This is a genomic window from Streptomyces sp. NPDC055239 (genome assembly GCF_053606205.1).
This window is the reverse complement of sequence record NZ_JBSGRD010000007.1, coordinates 1-17054: the sequence shown is the minus strand read 5'-3', so window position 1 is coordinate 17054 and position 17054 is coordinate 1. Positions and strand designations below refer to the sequence as shown.

General features: G+C 69.6%; 13 protein-coding genes and 2 pseudogenes. 9 read left to right on the top strand and 6 right to left on the bottom strand.

Features of this window, described 5'->3' with window-relative positions; genetic code table 11:
• Window positions 1-52 precede the first annotated feature (52 nt).
• The 4 genes from egtA to egtD are packed head-to-tail and all read left to right on the top strand — an operon-like array spanning window position 53 to window position 4426.
• On the top strand, window positions 53-1387 hold the full coding sequence (gene egtA, locus ACWFRJ_RS22495; RefSeq protein WP_453533592.1) for an ergothioneine biosynthesis glutamate--cysteine ligase EgtA: 1335 nt from the start codon (window positions 53-55) through the stop codon (window positions 1385-1387).
• Entirely contained in the window at window positions 1384-2712 is a 1329-nt protein-coding gene (gene egtB, locus ACWFRJ_RS22490) for an ergothioneine biosynthesis protein EgtB (RefSeq protein ID WP_453533589.1), read from the top strand. Before egtA ends, egtB begins: the two co-directional genes overlap by 4 nt.
• Window positions 2712-3467: an ergothioneine biosynthesis protein EgtC gene (gene egtC / locus ACWFRJ_RS22485; RefSeq protein WP_453533586.1), complete on the top strand. Its 756-nt coding sequence runs from the start codon at window positions 2712-2714 to the stop codon at window positions 3465-3467. The genes egtB and egtC overlap by 1 nt, the downstream gene beginning before the upstream one ends.
• Window positions 3464-4426, top strand: a complete 963-nt coding sequence (gene egtD, locus ACWFRJ_RS22480) for an L-histidine N(alpha)-methyltransferase (protein ID WP_453533583.1) — start codon at window positions 3464-3466, stop codon at window positions 4424-4426. The genes egtC and egtD overlap by 4 nt, the downstream gene beginning before the upstream one ends.
• Window positions 4427-4455: 29 nt before the next feature.
• On the opposite strand, the gene ACWFRJ_RS22475 is transcribed toward egtD, so the two are convergent.
• Window positions 4456-5709, bottom strand: coding sequence for an extracellular solute-binding protein (locus ACWFRJ_RS22475; RefSeq protein ID WP_453534596.1), 1254 nt, complete (start codon window positions 5707-5709; stop codon window positions 4456-4458).
• A gap of 209 nt (window positions 5710-5918) precedes the next feature.
• A pseudogene (locus tag ACWFRJ_RS22470) lies at window positions 5919-6722 on the bottom strand (glycoside hydrolase family 16 protein); the annotation flags it as partial.
• 319 nt (window positions 6723-7041) lie between these two features.
• Between ACWFRJ_RS22470 and ACWFRJ_RS22465 the strand changes: the two are divergent.
• Entirely contained in the window at window positions 7042-7827 is a 786-nt protein-coding gene (locus ACWFRJ_RS22465) for a GntR family transcriptional regulator (protein WP_453533580.1), read from the top strand.
• A gap of 49 nt (window positions 7828-7876) precedes the next feature.
• Window positions 7877-8098, top strand: coding sequence for a dodecin (locus ACWFRJ_RS22460; RefSeq protein WP_383270185.1), 222 nt, complete (start codon window positions 7877-7879; stop codon window positions 8096-8098).
• Between the two features lie 16 nt (window positions 8099-8114).
• Here the strand turns inward: ACWFRJ_RS22460 and ACWFRJ_RS22455 are convergent, their stop codons facing one another.
• Window positions 8115-8603 (bottom strand): phosphatase domain-containing protein, encoded by a 489-nt coding sequence (locus ACWFRJ_RS22455; RefSeq protein WP_453533577.1) that lies wholly within the window; start codon window positions 8601-8603, stop codon window positions 8115-8117.
• Window positions 8600-9346, bottom strand: coding sequence for a TetR/AcrR family transcriptional regulator (locus ACWFRJ_RS22450; protein WP_453533574.1), 747 nt, complete (start codon window positions 9344-9346; stop codon window positions 8600-8602). Before ACWFRJ_RS22450 ends, ACWFRJ_RS22455 begins: the two co-directional genes overlap by 4 nt.
• A 166-nt stretch (window positions 9347-9512) precedes the next feature.
• Between ACWFRJ_RS22450 and ACWFRJ_RS22445 the strand changes: the two genes are divergently transcribed.
• Complete coding sequence (locus tag ACWFRJ_RS22445) at window positions 9513-11741, top strand: MMPL family transporter (RefSeq protein WP_453533571.1); 2229 nt, start codon at window positions 9513-9515, stop codon at window positions 11739-11741.
• Between the two features lie 20 nt (window positions 11742-11761).
• Here the strand turns inward: ACWFRJ_RS22445 and glgX are convergent, their stop codons facing one another.
• Together glgX and ACWFRJ_RS22435 are read right to left on the bottom strand one after the other, a co-directional pair.
• Complete coding sequence (gene glgX / locus ACWFRJ_RS22440; RefSeq protein ID WP_453533568.1) at window positions 11762-13882, bottom strand: glycogen debranching protein GlgX; 2121 nt, start codon at window positions 13880-13882, stop codon at window positions 11762-11764.
• 51 nt (window positions 13883-13933) lie between these two features.
• Window positions 13934-14473 (bottom strand): pep a2, encoded by a 540-nt coding sequence (locus ACWFRJ_RS22435; RefSeq protein ID WP_453533565.1) that lies wholly within the window; start codon window positions 14471-14473, stop codon window positions 13934-13936.
• A gap of 186 nt (window positions 14474-14659) precedes the next feature.
• Here ACWFRJ_RS22435 and ACWFRJ_RS22430 point away from each other — a divergent pair.
• Window positions 14660-14857, top strand: a pseudogene (locus ACWFRJ_RS22430) (DUF5133 domain-containing protein); the annotation flags it as partial.
• Between the two features lie 133 nt (window positions 14858-14990).
• Complete coding sequence (locus ACWFRJ_RS22425; RefSeq protein ID WP_453533562.1) at window positions 14991-16985, top strand: alpha-1,4-glucan--maltose-1-phosphate maltosyltransferase; 1995 nt, start codon at window positions 14991-14993, stop codon at window positions 16983-16985.
• The last annotated feature ends 69 nt before the right edge of the window (window positions 16986-17054 follow it).

Below are 17054 nucleotides of genomic sequence, written 5' to 3'. Positions count from 1 at the left end.
GGGTGGTCCGCAACCGCTGGACCAGGCAGAACTTGAACAGGAGGACCCCTGCATGCCCGAGGGCGACTGTACGAAGTACCGCGAGAAGTACGGCACCGCGGTATCCGAGTCCGAGGCGGAGGCGCTGGTCACCGGCATCTGCTTCAAGACAGGACCACCCCGTATCACCGGTGTCGAACTGGAATGGCTGATCCACGAGCCGCACCGGCTCCATCTGCCCGTGTCCCCCGCCCGCCTCGAAGCGGCCTACACCGCTCTGCGGGCCCTGCCCCTGCACTCCCTGATCACCGTCGAACCAGGCGGCCAGCTGGAGCTCAGCTCGCTCCCCGCCGCCTCGCTCATGGAGTGCGTGTCCGACGTATCGGCCGATCTCGCTCTCGTACGCGATCGCCTCGCCACCCTGGATCTGACGCTCACCGGACTCGGTGCCGATCCCTGGCGCCCGCCGTCCCGCATCCTGCACCGGCCTCGCTACGACGCGATGGAGAGCTATCTCGACCGCGCGGGCCCCGCCGGCCGCCGCATGATGTGCTCCACCGCTTCCGTGCAGATCTGCCTGGACGCGGGGCACGAGGAGCCGGGCCCGCTCGGCTACGGCAGACGGTGGCGGCTCGCGCATCTGCTCGGCCCCGTACTGGTCGCCGCGTTCGCCAACTCGCCGGTCCAGGACGGGCGTTCCACCGGCTGGCGCTCCACGCGGCAGGCCGTGTGGGCGTCGATCGATCCGGGTACGTCCGGCGCGCCGCCGATGGACATGGAGCCGCGAAAGGCCTGGACACGGCACGTGATGGACGCGCCGGTGATGTTCATCAGAGCGGAGGGCGAAGGGAACGAAGCGCCCTGGGCCGTCCCGGAGGGGCTGACCTTCCGCACCTGGGCCCGCTCGGGCGCGCCACGCCCGCCGACCCGCGAAGACCTCGAACACCACCTGACCACCCTCTTCCCGCCCGTGCGCCCGCGCGGCCATCTGGAGATGCGGATGGTCGACGCGCAGGCGGGCGCGGACGGCTGGATCGTGCCGCTCGCCGTGACGAGCGCGCTGTTCGACGACCCGCAGGCGGCCGAGACCGCCTACCGCACCCTGAAGCCGCTGGCCGAGCGCGCCTGCCCGCCCGGTGCGCCCGCGGCGCCGCGCAGCCCGCTGTGGCTCGACGCGGCGCGGCACGGGCTCGCCGACCCGGAGCTCCGCGAGGCCGCCGCCGCCTGTTTCGCCGCGGCGGTCGAGGCGCTGCCCCGGATGGGCGCGAGCGCCGAGGTGCAAAGTGTGGTCGCCGCGTACACCGAGCGGTATGTCGCGCGGGGCCGCTGCCCGGCCGACGACCTGCTCGACGGGCACCAGGACGGCCACCACTACGACCACGAGCACGAGAAGGGCATCCTCCGATGACCGGAACCGTCAGCGACCCCGATGCGCTTCGACAGCGCGCCACGGCGGCGCTCCTCGCCGCCCGGGACCGCACCTCGCTCCTCACCACCTGCGTCGAGGAACCCGAACTGACCGCGCAGCACTCGCCGTTGATGTCCCCGCTGGTCTGGGACCTCGCCCACATCGGCAACCAGGAAGAGCTGTGGCTGCTGCGGGCGGTGGCGGGCCGTGACGCCATGCGACCCGAGATCGACGGCCTGTACGACGCCTTCGAGCACCCCCGCTCCGAACGGCCGAGCCTGCCGCTGCTCGCGCCCGCGGAGGCCCGCCGCTACGCCGCCGAGGTGCGCGGGCGGGCGCTCGACGTACTGGAACGCACACCGTTCCGCGGTTCGCCGCTGACCGACGCGGGGTTCGCGTTCGGCATGATCGCGCAGCACGAACAGCAGCACGACGAGACGATGCTGATCACCCATCAGCTGCGCTCGGGTCCCACCGCGCTCACGGCGCCGGACCCCGAACCGGCGCCGACTTTCAACGGCCCGGCCGAAGTCCTCGTGCCGGGCGGCCCGTTCACGATGGGCACGTCCGCCGAGCCGTGGGCGCTCGACAACGAACGTCCGGCTCACCACCGTCTGGTCCCTCCGTTCTACATCGACACGACGCCGGTGACCAACGCCGACTTCCAGCGCTTCATCGCCGACGGCGGCTACGCGGAGCAGCGGTGGTGGACCCCGGCGGGCTGGGACATGGTCCGCGGCAACGAGCTGGCGGCGCCGCTCTTCTGGCGCCGCGAAGACGGCCAGTGGCTGCGCCGCCACTTCGGTACGGTCGAGGTCGTACCGCCCGAAGAGCCTGTCCTGCACGTCAGTTGGTACGAGGCCGACGCGTACGCACGCTGGGCGGGCCGGCGTCTGCCCAGCGAGGAGGAGTGGGAGAAGGCCGCACGCCACGACCCGGCGAGCGACCGCTCGATGCGCTACCCGTGGGGCGACGCGGACCCCACCCCCGAGCGCGCCAACCTGGGCCAGCGCCATCTCCGCCCGGCCCCCGTCGGCAGCTATCCGGCCGGTGAGTCCCCGCTCGGCGTACGGCAGCTGATCGGCGACGTGTGGGAGTGGACGTCGAGCGACTTCCTGCCCTATCCGGGGTTCTCCGTCTTTCCCTACCCCGAGTACTCGGAGGTCTTCTTCGGCGGGGACTACAAGGTGCTGCGCGGCGGTGCTTTCTCCGTGGACGAGGTCGCCTGCCGGGGCACGTTCCGCAACTGGGACCATCCCATGCGGCGGCAGATCTTCTCCGGGTTCCGCACCGCGCGCGACGCGGACGCGACGGAGACCGTCTGATGTGCCGTCACCTGGCCTTCCTCGGCCCCGAAGAGCCCCTCGGGAAGCTCCTCGTGGACCCCGCGCACAGCCTGTTCCGGCAGTCCTGGGCGCCGCGGCAGCAGCGCTACGGCACGGTCAACGCCGATGGGTTCGGAGTGGGCTGGTACGCCGAAGGCGACCCCGTGCCCGCGCGCTACCGCCGCTCCGGACCGATCTGGGGCGACCAGTCCTTCTCCGACCTCGCCCGGGTCGTCAGGTCCGGGGCCCTGCTCGCCGCCGTGCGCGACGCGACCGAGGCGGGCGCGGACGGGGAAGCGGCGGCGGCGCCGTTCTCCGCCGGGACCTGGCTGTTCAGCCACAACGGCGCGGTCACGGGCTGGCCGCGGTCGCTCGCCGCCGTGGCCCGGCTGCTTCCGCCCGCCGAGCTCCTCTCCCTGGAGGCGCGCTGCGACTCCGCCCTTGTGTGGGCGCTCGTCCTGCACCGGCTGCAGAGCGGCGACGACGAGGGCCAGGCCCTCGCGGACACCGTGACGGAGGTCGCGGAGGCGGCTCCCGGATCGCGCCTCAACCTCCTGCTCACCAACGGCGAGACGATCGTGGCGACCGCCTGGGGCGACACCCTCTGGTACCTCACCGAACCGGGCCGCCGCACCGTCGTGGCCTCCGAGCCCTACGACGACGATCCGCACTGGCACCAGGTGCCCGACCACACGCTGCTCGCCGCAAGCCGTAACGATGTTCTGCTGACCCCGCTCAAGGAGCCCACCGCGTGAGCCCGTTCCAGCTGACCCGCACCCTGCCCCTGGACGCCACCGACGCCGCCCTGCGCGCGGACGTCCTGCAAGGCCTCACCCGCTCGCCCAAAACGCTGCCACCCAAGTGGTTCTACGACGCCCGGGGCAGCGCGCTCTTCGACGAGATCACCACACTGCCCGAGTACTACCCCACGCGCGCCGAGCGCGAGATCCTCCAGACCCGCGCCGCCGAGATCGCCGAGGTGACGGGCGCACGCACGCTGATCGAGCTGGGCTCGGGATCGTCGGAGAAGACCCGCCATCTGATCGACGCGCTTCCGGACCTGCACACGTACGTCCCCGTGGACGTGAGCGAGAGCGCGCTCACCGGCGCCGCGAACGCCCTGCTCGCCTCGCGCCCCTCCCTGAACGTGCACGCCCTGATCGCCGACTTCACCCGCGGTCTCGCCCTGCCTGGCACACCGGGCCCGCGTCTCGTCGCCTTCCTCGGCGGCACGATCGGCAACCTCCTCCCGGCGGAGCGCTCCGCGTTCCTGACGTCGGTACGCACCCTGCTCTCCCCCGGCGACGCGCTGCTGCTCGGCACGGACCTGGTGAAGGAGGAGTCGGTGCTCGTCTCGGCGTACGACGACGGGTCGGGCGTCACGGCCTCCTTCAACAAGAACGTCCTGGCCGTGATCAACCGCGAGCTCGGCGCGGACTTCGACCCCGACGCGTTCTCGCACGTGGCCGTCTGGGACCGCGAGCACGAGTGGATCGAGATGCGCCTGCGCTCCCTGGCCGCCCAGACGGTGAAGATCCCGGCGCTCGACCTTGCGGTCGACTTCGACCGCCACGAGGAGATGCGCACCGAGATCTCGGCGAAGTTCCGGGAGGAGGGAGTGCGGTCCGATCTGTCGGCGGCGGACTTGAAGCTGACCCACTGGTGGACGGACGAGAGGGCGCGCTTCGCGCTGTCGCTCAGCGTGGCGCGCTAGCGGCCTCCCGGAGCTCCGCACCAAGCCCCTCACGACCCGCGGACATCCAGTTCCCGGGTGATCCGGCGCGAGGCCGCCTTCGCCTCCCTCGCCGGGTCACCCCCTTCGAGGACCTTCGACATGTACTTCTTGATCGGGTTGTCCGCCTCCACTGCCGCCCACTGCGGCGAGGCGGGCGTCGCCCGGCCCCGCGCGGCACCCGCGGCCATCGCGGCGACCCCCTCCTCGTCCGAGACGAGCGAGGCCAGAGTCGTCTTGTTCGGCACGTAGTTCATGGTCCGGGCCAGGTCCTTCTGCCACTTCTTGCTCACGAGAGCCTCGATCACGGCGACCGCGCTCTTGCGGTCGTCGGTCTTCCCGCGCACGACGAGGTCGGATCCGCCGGTGAAGACGGCGCCCGGCTTCGCCGCCGTCTTGCCCGGGACCGGGAAGAAGCCGAGCTTCCCCTTCAGTTCGGGGTTCTTCTCCTCGATGGCGCGTGCCGTCCCCGGCACGGCGACGATCTGCGCCACGTCCCCCTTGGCGAACACCCCGGCCTGCGGCGGATGCTCCTCGTCGGCGTCCCGGGGACCTTCGCCCAACGCCTGCAGCTCCTTGTAGAACTCCATTCCGCGCAGCGCGTCGGGCGAGTGCAGGCTGCCCTCCCACACGCCTCGCGACCCCTTGGCCTCCGTGGCCAGCTCGCCGCCCTCGTCCCAGATGAACCCGGCCAGGGTGTACCAGTCCTGGCCCGCCAGGTAGATCCCCTGGTCGGTGCCGGCGTCGAGCCGCTGGGTATCGGCGATCCACTGTGCTCGCGTCTTCGGCGGCTGCTCGATCCCGGCCCGCTCGAAAAGATCCTTGTTGTAGATGACCACACGGTTGGCGGCGTACCAGGGAATGCCGTACTGGCTGCCGTTGTACCGGCCCGGCTCGGCGAGGCCCGGCAGCCAGTCCTTCATGCCGAGGTCGCGCGCGGACTCCAGGGTGAGGTCGTAGAGCCCGCCCTCGTCGACGTACTGGGCGACCTGCGTGTTGCCGACCTCGATGACGTCAGGTCCGTTCTCGTCCTTGAGCGCGGCCTTGACCTTGCCGCCGATGCCGGTCCACTCCTGGAGGCGTATCTGCAGGTCGATGTCGTCGTTCTGCTGCTCGAAGTCCGTGGTGAAGCGCTTGATGAACTCCGCCGACGCACTGCCCCGCATGAGCCACACGGTGACGGTCCGCTTGTCCTCCCCCGTCCCCGGCAGGACACCGCAGCCGGGGAGCAGGACGGTGGCGGCAAGAGTGAGGGACAAGGACATGGCGACACGGCGGCGCGGTTTCACGTGGGTCACTTTCTTCCTGCGGACAGGGAAGGTCGGCCCGACGTGGGGGATGAGCTCTCAGCTCAAACGGGTATGGCTGGATTTTGGTCTGTACCAATGGGTCGGTCAAGGGGGGAACGGCACCGGATTCGAAGATTCCGGTGCCGTTCCCTGATGAGGGATCAGTCGAGCGACCAGGCGAGGGATCAGCTGCCGGGGACAGTGTCCTTGAACGTGATACCTTCGCTGCGAGCCGCGCTGACCTGCGCCTTTACCTCGTCCGGGGTGAGTACCTGGTCCTTGACGTGCAGGACGTAGTCGACCTGTTGGTCGTAGGCGCGCGGCGTCGAGCTCGATTGCCCCGCCAGGTCGATGAGCCACTGGTTGAAGTTGATGGACATGGGCCGCTCCGGCAGGTACTTGGCGTCGTGTGCGCCGAACAGCTCCCCGTCCACGTAGTACTTGATGCTGCTGTCGTCGATGGTGAACACCACGTCGTGCCAGCCCGCGTAGCTCTTCCGCACCTCGGTGTGCTGATTGACGGCCTCCCACGGCTCTGGATCGAAGGTCTCCCAGGACGTGGTGTAGAGGATGTTGCCCGACTCGCCCCAGCCTCCGTTGGGCAGATACTCGAAGTCGTACTCGGAGTAGTCGTCCGCCATCGGGGCCTTGAGGTCGTTGATGGCGAAGAACGCCTGCACGAGGCGGTCTCCGTCGGGACCCGACCGGGGTGCGTCGGCGTACTTCACGCGGGCCGCGTAGGTGCCGTTCCTGAACTTGACCGACTTGGTGAGGATCTCGGTCTGCTCCGTCGACCCGCCCGTGCCCGAGGTCGACGTCTCCAGGTTCATGACGGAGTTGCCGTCGGCAGCCGGGAAGGTGACGTTCTCGGGCACCCACGAGGCGCCGGGGACGCCGGGGCCGCCCGCGTTGGAGCGGATGCTCCAGCCGTGCTCGGAGACCTTCGGATCGGTGTGGCCGCTGTAGTTGAAGTCGTCGAAGAGCATGGGGGCGGCGACGGTGTCGGGCGCGGCAGGCACGGCGGACGCGGGCAGTGCGGCGAACCCTGCGAGGCCGAGCCCTGCGGCCGCTGCGGCCGCGATGGCCGTACGCACCCGGAACGTCATGCTGGAGCGGTGTCGATTCATCGACCTGATTCCTTTCGCGTGGGGGGGGGAGGTGCGGTACAACGACACTTCGTGGCTTTACCAATTGGTAAGCTGACCACTCGCGAGGACCGAAGGTGGCATAGACCAATGAGGGCGTCAAGTCCCCCTGCTTAAAGGGGCGTTGCACTCTGTCGGCAACTCAGCAAAGGCGGACGTATCCATGGACCAGCAGGGCACACCCCGCGGCGTACGCAAGCGCGAGCGCGTACGGGAGGTCCTGCTCGATCTGATCGAATCCCGCCACCCCGGCGACGCGATCCCCTCCGAGCGGCAGCTCTGCACCGAACTCGGCGTATCCCGCCCGACGTTGCGCGCGGCCGTCGACACGCTGGTGGCCTCGGGGCTCCTTGTGCGCGAGCACGGCCGGGGCATGTTCGTGGCCCGCGCCAAGGTCACTCAGGAGCTGACACCGGGCAGCCGTCCGCTCACCGTCCCGCGAGCCGCGGGCGCCTGGTCGAGCCGCGTCCTGGAGTTCAGCACGGTCCGCGCCGGGGCGCGGGTCGGCCGCAAGCTGCGGATCTCCCCCGCCGCCGAGCTCGTGCACGTGGTGCGGCTGCGTCTGGTCGACGGTGAGCCCATCGCCCTGGAGAGGCTGCACATTCCGGCGGTCCTCGCGCCGGGGCTCACTCCCGCGCAGGTGGAGTCCGGCTTCTACGCCCACCTCCGCGAGGTCCGCCGCATCCGCCCCGCGCACGCCGCGCAGTCCATCGAGCCCACGGTCCTGACGGAGGACGAGGCGGCGCTGCTCGGCGTGCCCGTGCTCTCCCCCGCCCTGCTCTTCGACCGGATCACCACGGACACCGGGGACCGTCCCGTCGAGTACGTGCGCTCGCTCTACCGCGGCGACCGCTACCGCATCGTCTCGCGGCTCGAACTGGACGGTGCCGCCGAGCACCCCGCGCCCACCGCCTCGCGCACCGCCGCGTGGTGGGGCACGGTGGAGTGAGGTCACCTCACAGTTGTCAGGTCACCACACGGCGGAGAGGAACACCCTCATGACCGACCACACCTATCGGGTCACCGAGATCGTCGGCACCTCGCACGAGGGCGTCGACGAGGCCATCCGCAACGGCATCGCCCGCGCCTCGCAGACGCTGCGTTCGCTGGACTGGTTCGAGGTCACCCAGGTGCGCGGCCACATCGAGAACGGCGAGATCGAGCACTACCAGGTGGGCCTGAAGGTCGGCTTCCGCCTGGAGGACGGTGACAGCGCCTGACTCCACAGCCGAGCGGTCATGTACGCCCCTCACGCTCCTGAGCGTCCTTCAGCGCGGCGGACGTGCTCGCCCAGCGCGCCCGTACGACCCTGAAGCCCGCCCGCTCGGCCTCGTCGCACACCAGCTCGTCGTCGTCCACCAGCATCCGGACCTCGCGCGACCTGGAGATCTTCCGCAGGATCTCCAGCTTGGTGTGCCGGGCGGGCCGCCGGTCGTCGTCGCGGCGCATCCAGATGCGCCCCTCGGGAAGCCCGTTCGCCGCGAGCCACGCCACGGTGTCCTCGCGGCACCGCTCGGGCCTGCCCGTGAGGTAGACGACCTCGCACTCCCGCGTGCTCTCGCGGGCCAGAGCCACGCCCTGTTCCAGCGGCGGGTCGTGCGGAGCCGCCGCGAAGAAGGCGGCCCAGTCTCGCGGCTTACGCTCCAGGAAGCGCTGCCGGTGCGCGGTGTCCGCGAGAGTGCCGTCCAGGTCGAATACGGCCAGTGGCCTGCTGTCGTCCGTCACGCGCCCAGCGTAGGCAATCCCTGCGGGGAATCCGCCACCGGCGGGATCCGGCGGTGGACGTCCTCGATCAGGTTCCGCATGGCCATGCGGAAGATCTCGGCCTGGTGGTCGCCGAGGAAAGAGGTGTGTCCGAACACCTCCAGGACGACGAGGCCGTGCAGATGTCCCCACCCGCTCATCAGGAGAGCTGTCGCGGGGGGCGGCAGATGTCCCAGACCGTAGTGCGGCAGCTGTTCCAGGTATGACCGCAGTGAGGGCGAGAGCACGGGGGCCTCGGCGGCGGCGAGTTGGGCCTCGGTGAACCCGCCGAACAGCTCGCGCTCGAAGATCGCGCTCATGCGTCGCGACGCCTGGGTGGTCGGTCCTTCGACCGGAGCCGAATAGTCCCGCAGCGGCGTTCCGTACAGGAGCTGGAAGTGCTCGGGGTGGGCGATGGCCCAGCGACGGTAGCCCTCGGCCGCGACCACCAGACGCGGCAGGTCCGGGTCGTCCGCCGCGGTGTCGACGGCGGCCTGCACGGCGGCGGCCTGGTCGTCGTACGCCTTGGTGACGAGCGCCGTGACGAGGGCGTCCCGGCTCGGGAAGTAGTGGTAGAGCGCCTGCACGGTCATCCCGAGGTCGCGGGCGATCGCTCGCAGGGACAGCGCCGCGGGTCCGTGTTCGGTGATGTGGCGCTCGGCGGCGTCCAGGATCTCCTGCGTGGCCGCGGCACGGCGTCGCTGGCGCAAGGTGGGCGTGGCCATGGCGAGTTCCTCTGCGGTCGTGGGGTGTGAAGAAAATCTAACACTGCCAAATTCTCTACCTCCTCACTAACGTCGCTCACGCCGGGCCCCACTGGTCAACTCCGGCCATTCAGCGACGTTTTCACCGTACGGACATCAACCGTATGGACATCAAAGGAGAAAGTGCGTGTTTGAACGCATAGCCGAACTGGCGATTCGCCGGTCCCGGCTGATACTCATCGCCACCGCAGTGGCTGTGGCCCTCATGGGTGTCCTGGGCGCCGGCGCGTTCGGCAAGTTGCTGGGAGGCGGCTACGACGACCCGGCATCCCAGTCCACCCGGGCCGGGAAGGTCATCGAGGAGAAGTTCGGCGGGGAGACGAACCTCGTCCTCCTTGTCCGTACCGACGAGGGCCGCGTCGACACCCCGGCCGCCCGGCAGAGCGGCCGCGCCCTGGTGGCAGACCTCAAGAAGGAACAGAACCTCGAGAACCTGATCTCGTACTGGGACACGGCGAGCCCCGAACTCCGCTCCAAGGACGGCCGCGAGGCCATGGTGCTCGCCCATGTGAAGGGGGAGGGCACGGAGCGCGACGAGAACGCCAAGAGCGTCATCGACGCCTACACCGGACCGTACGAGGGCGCGCTCACCGTCCAGGCCGGTGGCGCCAGCGCCGTCACCAGCGAGATGGGCACGCAGTCCGGCAAGGATCTCCTCCTGGCCGAGGGCATCGCCGTACCGCTGACCCTCCTGCTGCTCCTGCTCGTCTTCGGCAGCGTCGTCGCGGCCCTGCTGCCGCTGGTGATCGGCGTCATCGCCATCGCGGGCACGTTCGCGGAACTCTTCGTCCTGGGCAGCGTCACCGACGTCTCCGTCTTCGCGATCAACCTGACCACGGCTCTGGGCCTCGGTCTCGGCATCGACTACGCCCTGCTGATGGTCAGCCGGTTCCGTGAGCAGCTCGCGGCGGGGGCGAGCGTGGAGGACGCCGTCCGGCGGACGGTGAGCACCGCGGGCCGTACGGTCGCGTTCTCCGCCGCGACGGTGGCGGCAGCGCTCGGGGCGCTCCTGGTGTTCCCGCAGTACTTCCTGCGCTCGTTCGGCTATGCGGGCATCGGTGTCGTCGTCATCGCGGCCGTCAGCACCCTGTTCGTCATGCCCGCGCTCTTCGTCGCCCTGGGGACCAGGATCAACAGTGGGCGGCTGCCGTGGGCGAACCGTGAGCGAACCGCGACCCGTGCACCCCTGTGGGGACGCCTTGCCGCCACCGTCATGCGGCGGCCCGCGCTCACCGCGCTGCCCGTGCTCGCGGTCCTGCTCCTCGCGGCGAGCCCGCTCCTCGGCATCACGTTCGGTACGCCGGACGAACGTGTATTGCCCGAGAACGCCGAGAGCCGCCAGGTCTCGTCCGTACTGCAAGAGAAGTTCAACGGCAGCGACGACGCCGCGCTCCACGTCGTCATCGACACATCGGTGAGCAAGGCTCCACTGGAGTCGTACGCCGGTGAACTGTCCGGCCTCGACGGCGTGATCCGCGTCGAGACCGGCGCGGGGACCTACACCGAGGGACGGTCCACGGCGTCCGGCCCCGGCAACAGAGCCCTCGCCCGCCCCGACGCGCAGCAGATCGCCGTGGTGAGCAGCCTGTCACCGAAGTCGGACGAGGCCCAGAGCCTGGTCAAGGAGGCACGGGCGGTCACCCCGCCTGCCGGGACCCAGGCCCTGGTGGGCGGAGTCGACGCCGAACTGGTCGACTCCAAGGCCTCCATCGCCGACCGGCTCCCCATCGCCGTGGCCCTGGTCGCCCTCACCACCTTCATCCTGCTCTTCCTGTTCACCGGCAGCGTCGTACAGCCGCTGCGTGCGCTGCTCCTCAACATGATCAGCCTGGGAGCGACCCTCGGCGTCATGACGTGGATCTTCCAGGACGGCAACCTCTCCTCCCTGCTCGGCTTCACGGCCCAGCCCATGGAGGTGTCCATGACGGTGCTGATGTTCTGCATCGCGTTCGGCCTCTCGATGGACTACGAGGTCTTCGTCACCAGCCGGATCAAGGAACTCCACGACCAGGGCGAGGACAACGAGTCCGCCGTGACCAACGGCCTCGGGCACACCGGACGCATCGTCACCGCCGCGGCCTGCCTGCTCGCGGTCAGCTTCTTCGCCTTCGGAACGGCCAAGCTGAGCTTCATGCAGATGTTCGGCCTGGGCAGCGGCCTCGCGATCCTGATCGACGCCGTCGCGGTACGCGGCATCCTCGTACCCGCGGCGATGCGTCTGCTGGGCCGCTCGGCCTGGTACGCGCCCGGCTTCCTGCGCAAGGTCCACGGGCGGTTCGGCCTCAGCGAAGGCGGCCCCGCGTCCGAGGCCGTGCCGGAGCCCGCGCCGGAGAGGCGGGTACGGTCGATGCAGTGATCACCGATTCTGATCACTGATCAGACGGAGGTTCCGGGAGGCCGGGAGAGCATGAGGAGGCTGTGGGGCTCCACGGAGACTTCACTGTCCGCCTTGTGCTCCACCTCGTCGGCGGCGACACCTCGGGGTTCCGAGGTGTCGATCCGCGTCGTCCAGCGTTCGCCGTACGCGGCGTCCGGCAGATCGAAGACGACCGGCTCCCGGTGGCTGTTCAGCAGGAGCAGGAAAGAGTCGTCCACCACAGCCCCTCCGTGAGCGTCGGGTTCGGCGATGGCGTCGCCGTTGAGGAAGACGCCGACGGCGTGTGCGTCGGGCCGCTGCCAGTCCGCGTCCGTCATCTCGCGTGCGTCGGGCCGCAGCCACACCAGGTCGGGCATCGGCTGACTCTCGTGTGTCGCGGTGTCACCCCGGAAGAAGCGGCGTCTTCGCAACACGGGGTGCGCTGCCCGGAGTTCAATGGCGCGGTGGGTGAAGGCGACCAAATCCCGCTGCTCGTCACTGAGTTCCCAGTTGATCCAGGAGATCTCACTGTCCTGGCAGTAGGCGTTGTTGTTGCCTTGCTGGGTGCGGCCGAGCTCATCGCCGTGGGCGAGCATCGGGATGCCCTGCGAGAACATGAGGGTGGCCAGGAAGTTGCGCTGCTGGCGTGCGCGGAGCTCGAGAATTCCCTCGTCGGCGGTGGGCCCTTCGACACCGCAGTTCCATGAGCGGTTCGCGTTCTCACCGTCCTGGTTGTCCTCACCGTTGGCCTCGTTGTGCTTGTCGTTGTACGAGACCAGGTCACGCAGGGTGAATCCGTCGTGCGCGGTGACGAAGTTGACGCTGGCGCGCGGACGCCGGCGGTCGTGCTGATAGAGGTCGGACGAGCCGGTGAGGCGGGAGGCGAATTTGGCGAGCGTGTGGTCGGCGCCGCGCCAGAAGTCCCGTACGGAATCGCGGTACTTGCCGTTCCACTCCGACCAGAGGGGCGGGAAGTTGCCGACCTGATATCCCCCGTCGCCGACGTCCCACGGCTCGGCGATGAGCTTGACGCGGCTGACCACCGGGTCCTGCTGGACCAGGTCGAAGAAGGCCGACAGACGGTCGACGTCGTGGAACTGCCGTGCAAGCGTGGCCGCCAGATCGAAACGGAACCCGTCGACGTGCATCTCGGTGACCCAGTACCGCAGCGAGTCCATGACCAGTTGCAGGACGTTGGGGTGCCGCATCAGCAGGCTGTTGCCGGTTCCCGTGGTGTCGAAGTAGTGCGCCGGATCGTCTTCGGTCAGGCGGTAGTACGACGCGTTGTCGATGCCCCGGAAGGCGAGCGTGGGGCCGTTCTCGTTGCCCTCCGCCGTGTGGTTGTAGACCACGTCGAGGATCACTTCGAGCCCGGCCTTGTGGAGCGCCTTGACCATCGACTTGAACTCGGTGACCTGCTCGCCGCGGGAGCCGTGCGCCGCGTAGGCGTTGTGCGGGGCGAAGAAGCCGATGGAGGTGTAGCCCCAGTAGTTGGACAGGCCGCGATCGCGCAGAAACCCGTCCTGTACGTACTGATGGACCGGCATCAGTTCGACCGCCGTCACGCCGAGGGACGTGAGGTGGTCGATGACCGCCTCGGTCGCCATACCCGCGTACGTGCCCCGCAGTTCGGCGGGGACCCCGGGGTGTGTGCGGGTCAGGCCGCGCACATGTGCCTCGTACACCACCGTCTCGGCGTACGACCGCCGCGGCGGCCTGTCGTCCTCCCAGGCGAAGAACGGGTCGGTGACCACCGAGAGCGGGGTGTGCCCGGCGCTGTCCGCCGGTTCGGGCCCCTGCGCCGCGCGCTCGAAGAGAGCGGCGTCGTTGTCCATCTGCCCCTCGACGGCCTTGGCATAGGGGTCGATGAGCAGCTTGGCGGGGTTGCACCGGTGACCTGCCGCAGGGTCCCAGGGGCCGTGCACGCGGTAGCCGTAGCGCTGGCCCGGGCCGACCCCGGGCAGGTAGCAGTGCCAGACGAAGCCGTCGACCTCGGAGAGCGTCACACGCCGGTGCGTGCCGTCGTCGTCGACGAGCACGAGGTCGACGCTCTCGGCCACCTCGCTGAACAGGGCGAAGTTGGTTCCTTCACCGTCGGATGTGGCGCCCAGGGGGAAAGGGGCGCCGGTCCAGGTGCGCACGCGACTGCCTCCCTGCGGATGGACCGGGCCTGGCGAGGCTCGGCAGAGCGGTCACACGGGCGCCGGGGCAGCCGCATAGGCCAGGAAGTGCGCCTCGACCGGGTCCGTGCGGACGGGGACGAGGAGGGGAACCTCCCCGGGGTCCTCCCGCGGCACCTCCAGCGCCTCACGCAGGCTGGGTGCGGGCATCCCGGGGGCCAGCCGGGCGGGTTCGGGCGACCGGACGCGGCGCGTGAACCAGATGATCTTGCCGTTCGTCGCCGGGCAGCTGCCCCAGCCGTCACTCAGCGCGGCGATCTGCGTCAGGCAGCCCTGCGGGCCGTAGTGCCGCTCAGGAAGGTCGGGGTTGTTGTCCGACACGGCGGTGATGAGGTGCTGTCCGTTCCACCACATCTCCACGACGGCCCTCTTGTCCGCTCCGTGCTCCTCGATCGCGCGGAGCAGCACCCCGGAGCAGTGTCCGACAGGTTCGGCGAGAACCCCGAGACCCCAGTGCCGCAGATGCGCGGCCAGAATGCGGCTGATCTGCTCGATCTTCTCCGAGCTGACCTCCACGTCGAGGTGGTAGTAGCAAGGGATCGCGGATTTCATCGCTCCTGGCTCCTCTCAGTGAAGCTCCCGTTCTTCCTCGGTCCTGCCGACCGAGCCCCGAACACGGAACGTGAGCACTGATCACTTCTGGGTCAGTCTCAGCGTGCGAGCACTACTCCATTTGCGCAACAGGAGCCCCCGGCGCCCCGATGGTTGAACTCCCAACAGGACGCTGGGTGCCCATACGTGCACCATGAGTCATATGGCTTGATCTTCGTGACGAAGAACGAAAGAACGAGGGTGACCAGCGTGGTGCTGTTGCCTGCCAAGGCCGATGTCGCACGGCAGCTGTGCGACTACCGGGCGTGGGAGAGGCTGCTGCTCGCCCGGCCCGCCGACCGCGCCGTGCGGGTCCACTTCGAGGACACCGCTCGCACCCTGCGCTCGCTGATGGGCGAGAGCACGGCGCGGGTCGCCGCCGACGCGGCCGAGCTCTACCTGCGCCCACGTGCGCGAAAGCAGCCCGCACTCGAGCCCCCGCTTGAGCCCGTACTCGAACTCGGTGGAGGAGAGACCGATGACGTCAGCTCCGGAGACGACTTCAGTCCCCACCACCGTCGCCACGCCCGTCCTGGACGTCCAGCCGGTCGTCGACCGCGGCCGGCGCCCGGCAAAGGCCGTTCCCGGCGAGACGTTCCGGATCACGGCCACCGTCTTCGGTGAGGGCTCGCTGACGGTCGGCGCCAACGTCGTCCTGCGCGATCCGCGGGGGTGCCCCGGGCCGTGGACGCCGATGCGTGAACTGGCCCCGGGCAGCGACCGCTGGGGCGCGGACGTCACCCCGGACGTCGAGGGGCAGTGGACGTACGGCGTGGAGGCCTGGGCGGACCCCGTGACGGGCTGGCGGCACTCGGCCGAGATCAAGGTTCCGGCTGATATCGACGCCGGTCTCATGCTCGAAGAGGGCGCGCTGCTGTACGAGCGAGCGGCACGCGGAGCTCCTCAAGGAGCGGAGCGGCAGGTGCTGCTCGCCGCCGTGAACGCGTTGCAGGACGAGCTGCGGTCCCCGGTCGAACGCCTGGAGGCCGCGCTGACTCCGCAGGTGGAGGCGGTTCTCGCGCGGTATCCCCTGCGTGAGCGGATATCCCCCTCCCCGGCGTTCCCGCTGCTCGTGGAGCGGCAGCGGGCGTTGTTCGGGTCCTGGTACGAGTTCTTCCCGCGCTCGGAGGGTGCCGTCGCGGGCGAGGGCGAGCCCGCGCGGTCGGGGACGTTTCGCACCGCCTCGGAGCGGCTTCCGGCCATCGCGGCGATGGGCTTCGACGTCGTCTACCTCCCGCCCGTCCACCCCATCGGCACCACCTACCGCAAGGGCCCCAACAACTCCCTCTCCCCCGGCCCCCACGACGTCGGCGTGCCCTGGGCCATCGGCTCCCCCGAGGGCGGCCACGACGCCGTCCACCCCGACCTGGGCACCCTGGACGACTTCGACGCCTTCGTGCGCCGCGCCACCGACCTGCACCTCGAAATCGCCCTCGACTTCGCCCTGCAGTGCTCACCCGACCACCCCTGGGTGGAAAAACACCCCGAGTGGTTCGCGCACCGCGCCGACGGCACCATCGCCTACGCCGAGAACCCCCCGAAGAAGTACCAGGACATCTACCCCCTGGCCTTCGACCACGACCTGCCGGGCCTGATCGCCGAGACCGTACGCCTGCTGCGGTTCTGGATGGACCACGGCGTACGTATCTTCCGCGTCGACAATCCGCACACCAAACCCGTCGCCTTCTGGCAGGAAGTCCTCGGCGACATCAACCGCACCGACCCCGACGTCATCTTCCTGGCCGAGGCCTTCACACGGCCTCCCGTCATGCGGGCCCTGGCCCAGGCCGGATTCCAGCAGTCCTACACGTACTTCACCTGGCGCAACACCAAGCAGGAGCTCACGGCATACCTGACCGAGCTCTCCGTCGAGACCGCCGCGTACCTGCGCCCCAACCTGTTCGTGAACACGCCGGACATCCTGCCCGCCTGCCTCCAGGACGGCGGCCGTGCCGCCTTCGAGGTCCGGGCCGTGCTTGCCGCGACCCTCGCGCCGAGCTGGGGCATGTACGCCGGTTACGAGTTGTGCGAGAACACCCCGGTCCACGCGGGCTGCGAGGACTACCGGGATTCGGAGAAGTACCAACTGAGGCCGCGCGACTGGGAGTCGGCCGAGCGCTCCGGCGCCACCATCGCGCCCCTCATCACCACACTCAACCGGATCAGGCGCGATCACCCTGCCTTGCAACGGCTCAGGAACCTGCATTTCCATCAGGCCGACAACGACGCGGTCATCGTCTACAGCAAGCGCGCGGGCCGGGACACGGTTCTGGTGGTCGCCAACCTGGATCCGCATCACGTCCGGGAGGCCACGGTCACCTTGGACATGGCGGAACTCGGCCTCGACCCGCACGAGTCGGTGCCGGTGCGTGACGAGCTCACCGGCGAGACCTACCACTGGGGCAGCACCAACTACGTACGCCTTGGTCCTGGCTGCTCGCACGTGCTGATCGGAGGGTCACCCACATCATGATCATCAATGAGCCCGTCCAGGACACCTTCGAGGACACCCCCGCCAAGGACCGCGACCCCGAATGGTTCA

Excerpts from the sequence above, each read along its gene's own strand:
- egtA (WP_453533592.1), top strand. The coding sequence starts at position 53 with ATGCCCGAGGGCGACTGTACGAAGTACCGCGAGAAGTACGGCACCGCG.
- egtB (WP_453533589.1), top strand. The coding sequence starts at position 1,384 with ATGACCGGAACCGTCAGCGACCCCGATGCGCTTCGACAGCGCGCCACG.
- egtC (WP_453533586.1), top strand. The coding sequence starts at position 2,712 with ATGTGCCGTCACCTGGCCTTCCTCGGCCCCGAAGAGCCCCTCGGGAAG.
- ACWFRJ_RS22475 (WP_453534596.1), bottom strand. The coding sequence starts at position 5,709 with ATGTCCTTGTCCCTCACTCTTGCCGCCACCGTCCTGCTCCCCGGCTGC.
- ACWFRJ_RS22465 (WP_453533580.1), top strand. The coding sequence starts at position 7,042 with ATGGACCAGCAGGGCACACCCCGCGGCGTACGCAAGCGCGAGCGCGTA.
- ACWFRJ_RS22460 (WP_383270185.1), top strand. The coding sequence starts at position 7,877 with ATGACCGACCACACCTATCGGGTCACCGAGATCGTCGGCACCTCGCAC.
- ACWFRJ_RS22450 (WP_453533574.1), bottom strand. The coding sequence starts at position 9,346 with ATGGCCACGCCCACCTTGCGCCAGCGACGCCGTGCCGCGGCCACGCAG.
- ACWFRJ_RS22435 (WP_453533565.1), bottom strand. The coding sequence starts at position 14,473 with ATGAAATCCGCGATCCCTTGCTACTACCACCTCGACGTGGAGGTCAGC.
- ACWFRJ_RS22425 (WP_453533562.1), top strand. The coding sequence starts at position 14,991 with ATGACGTCAGCTCCGGAGACGACTTCAGTCCCCACCACCGTCGCCACG.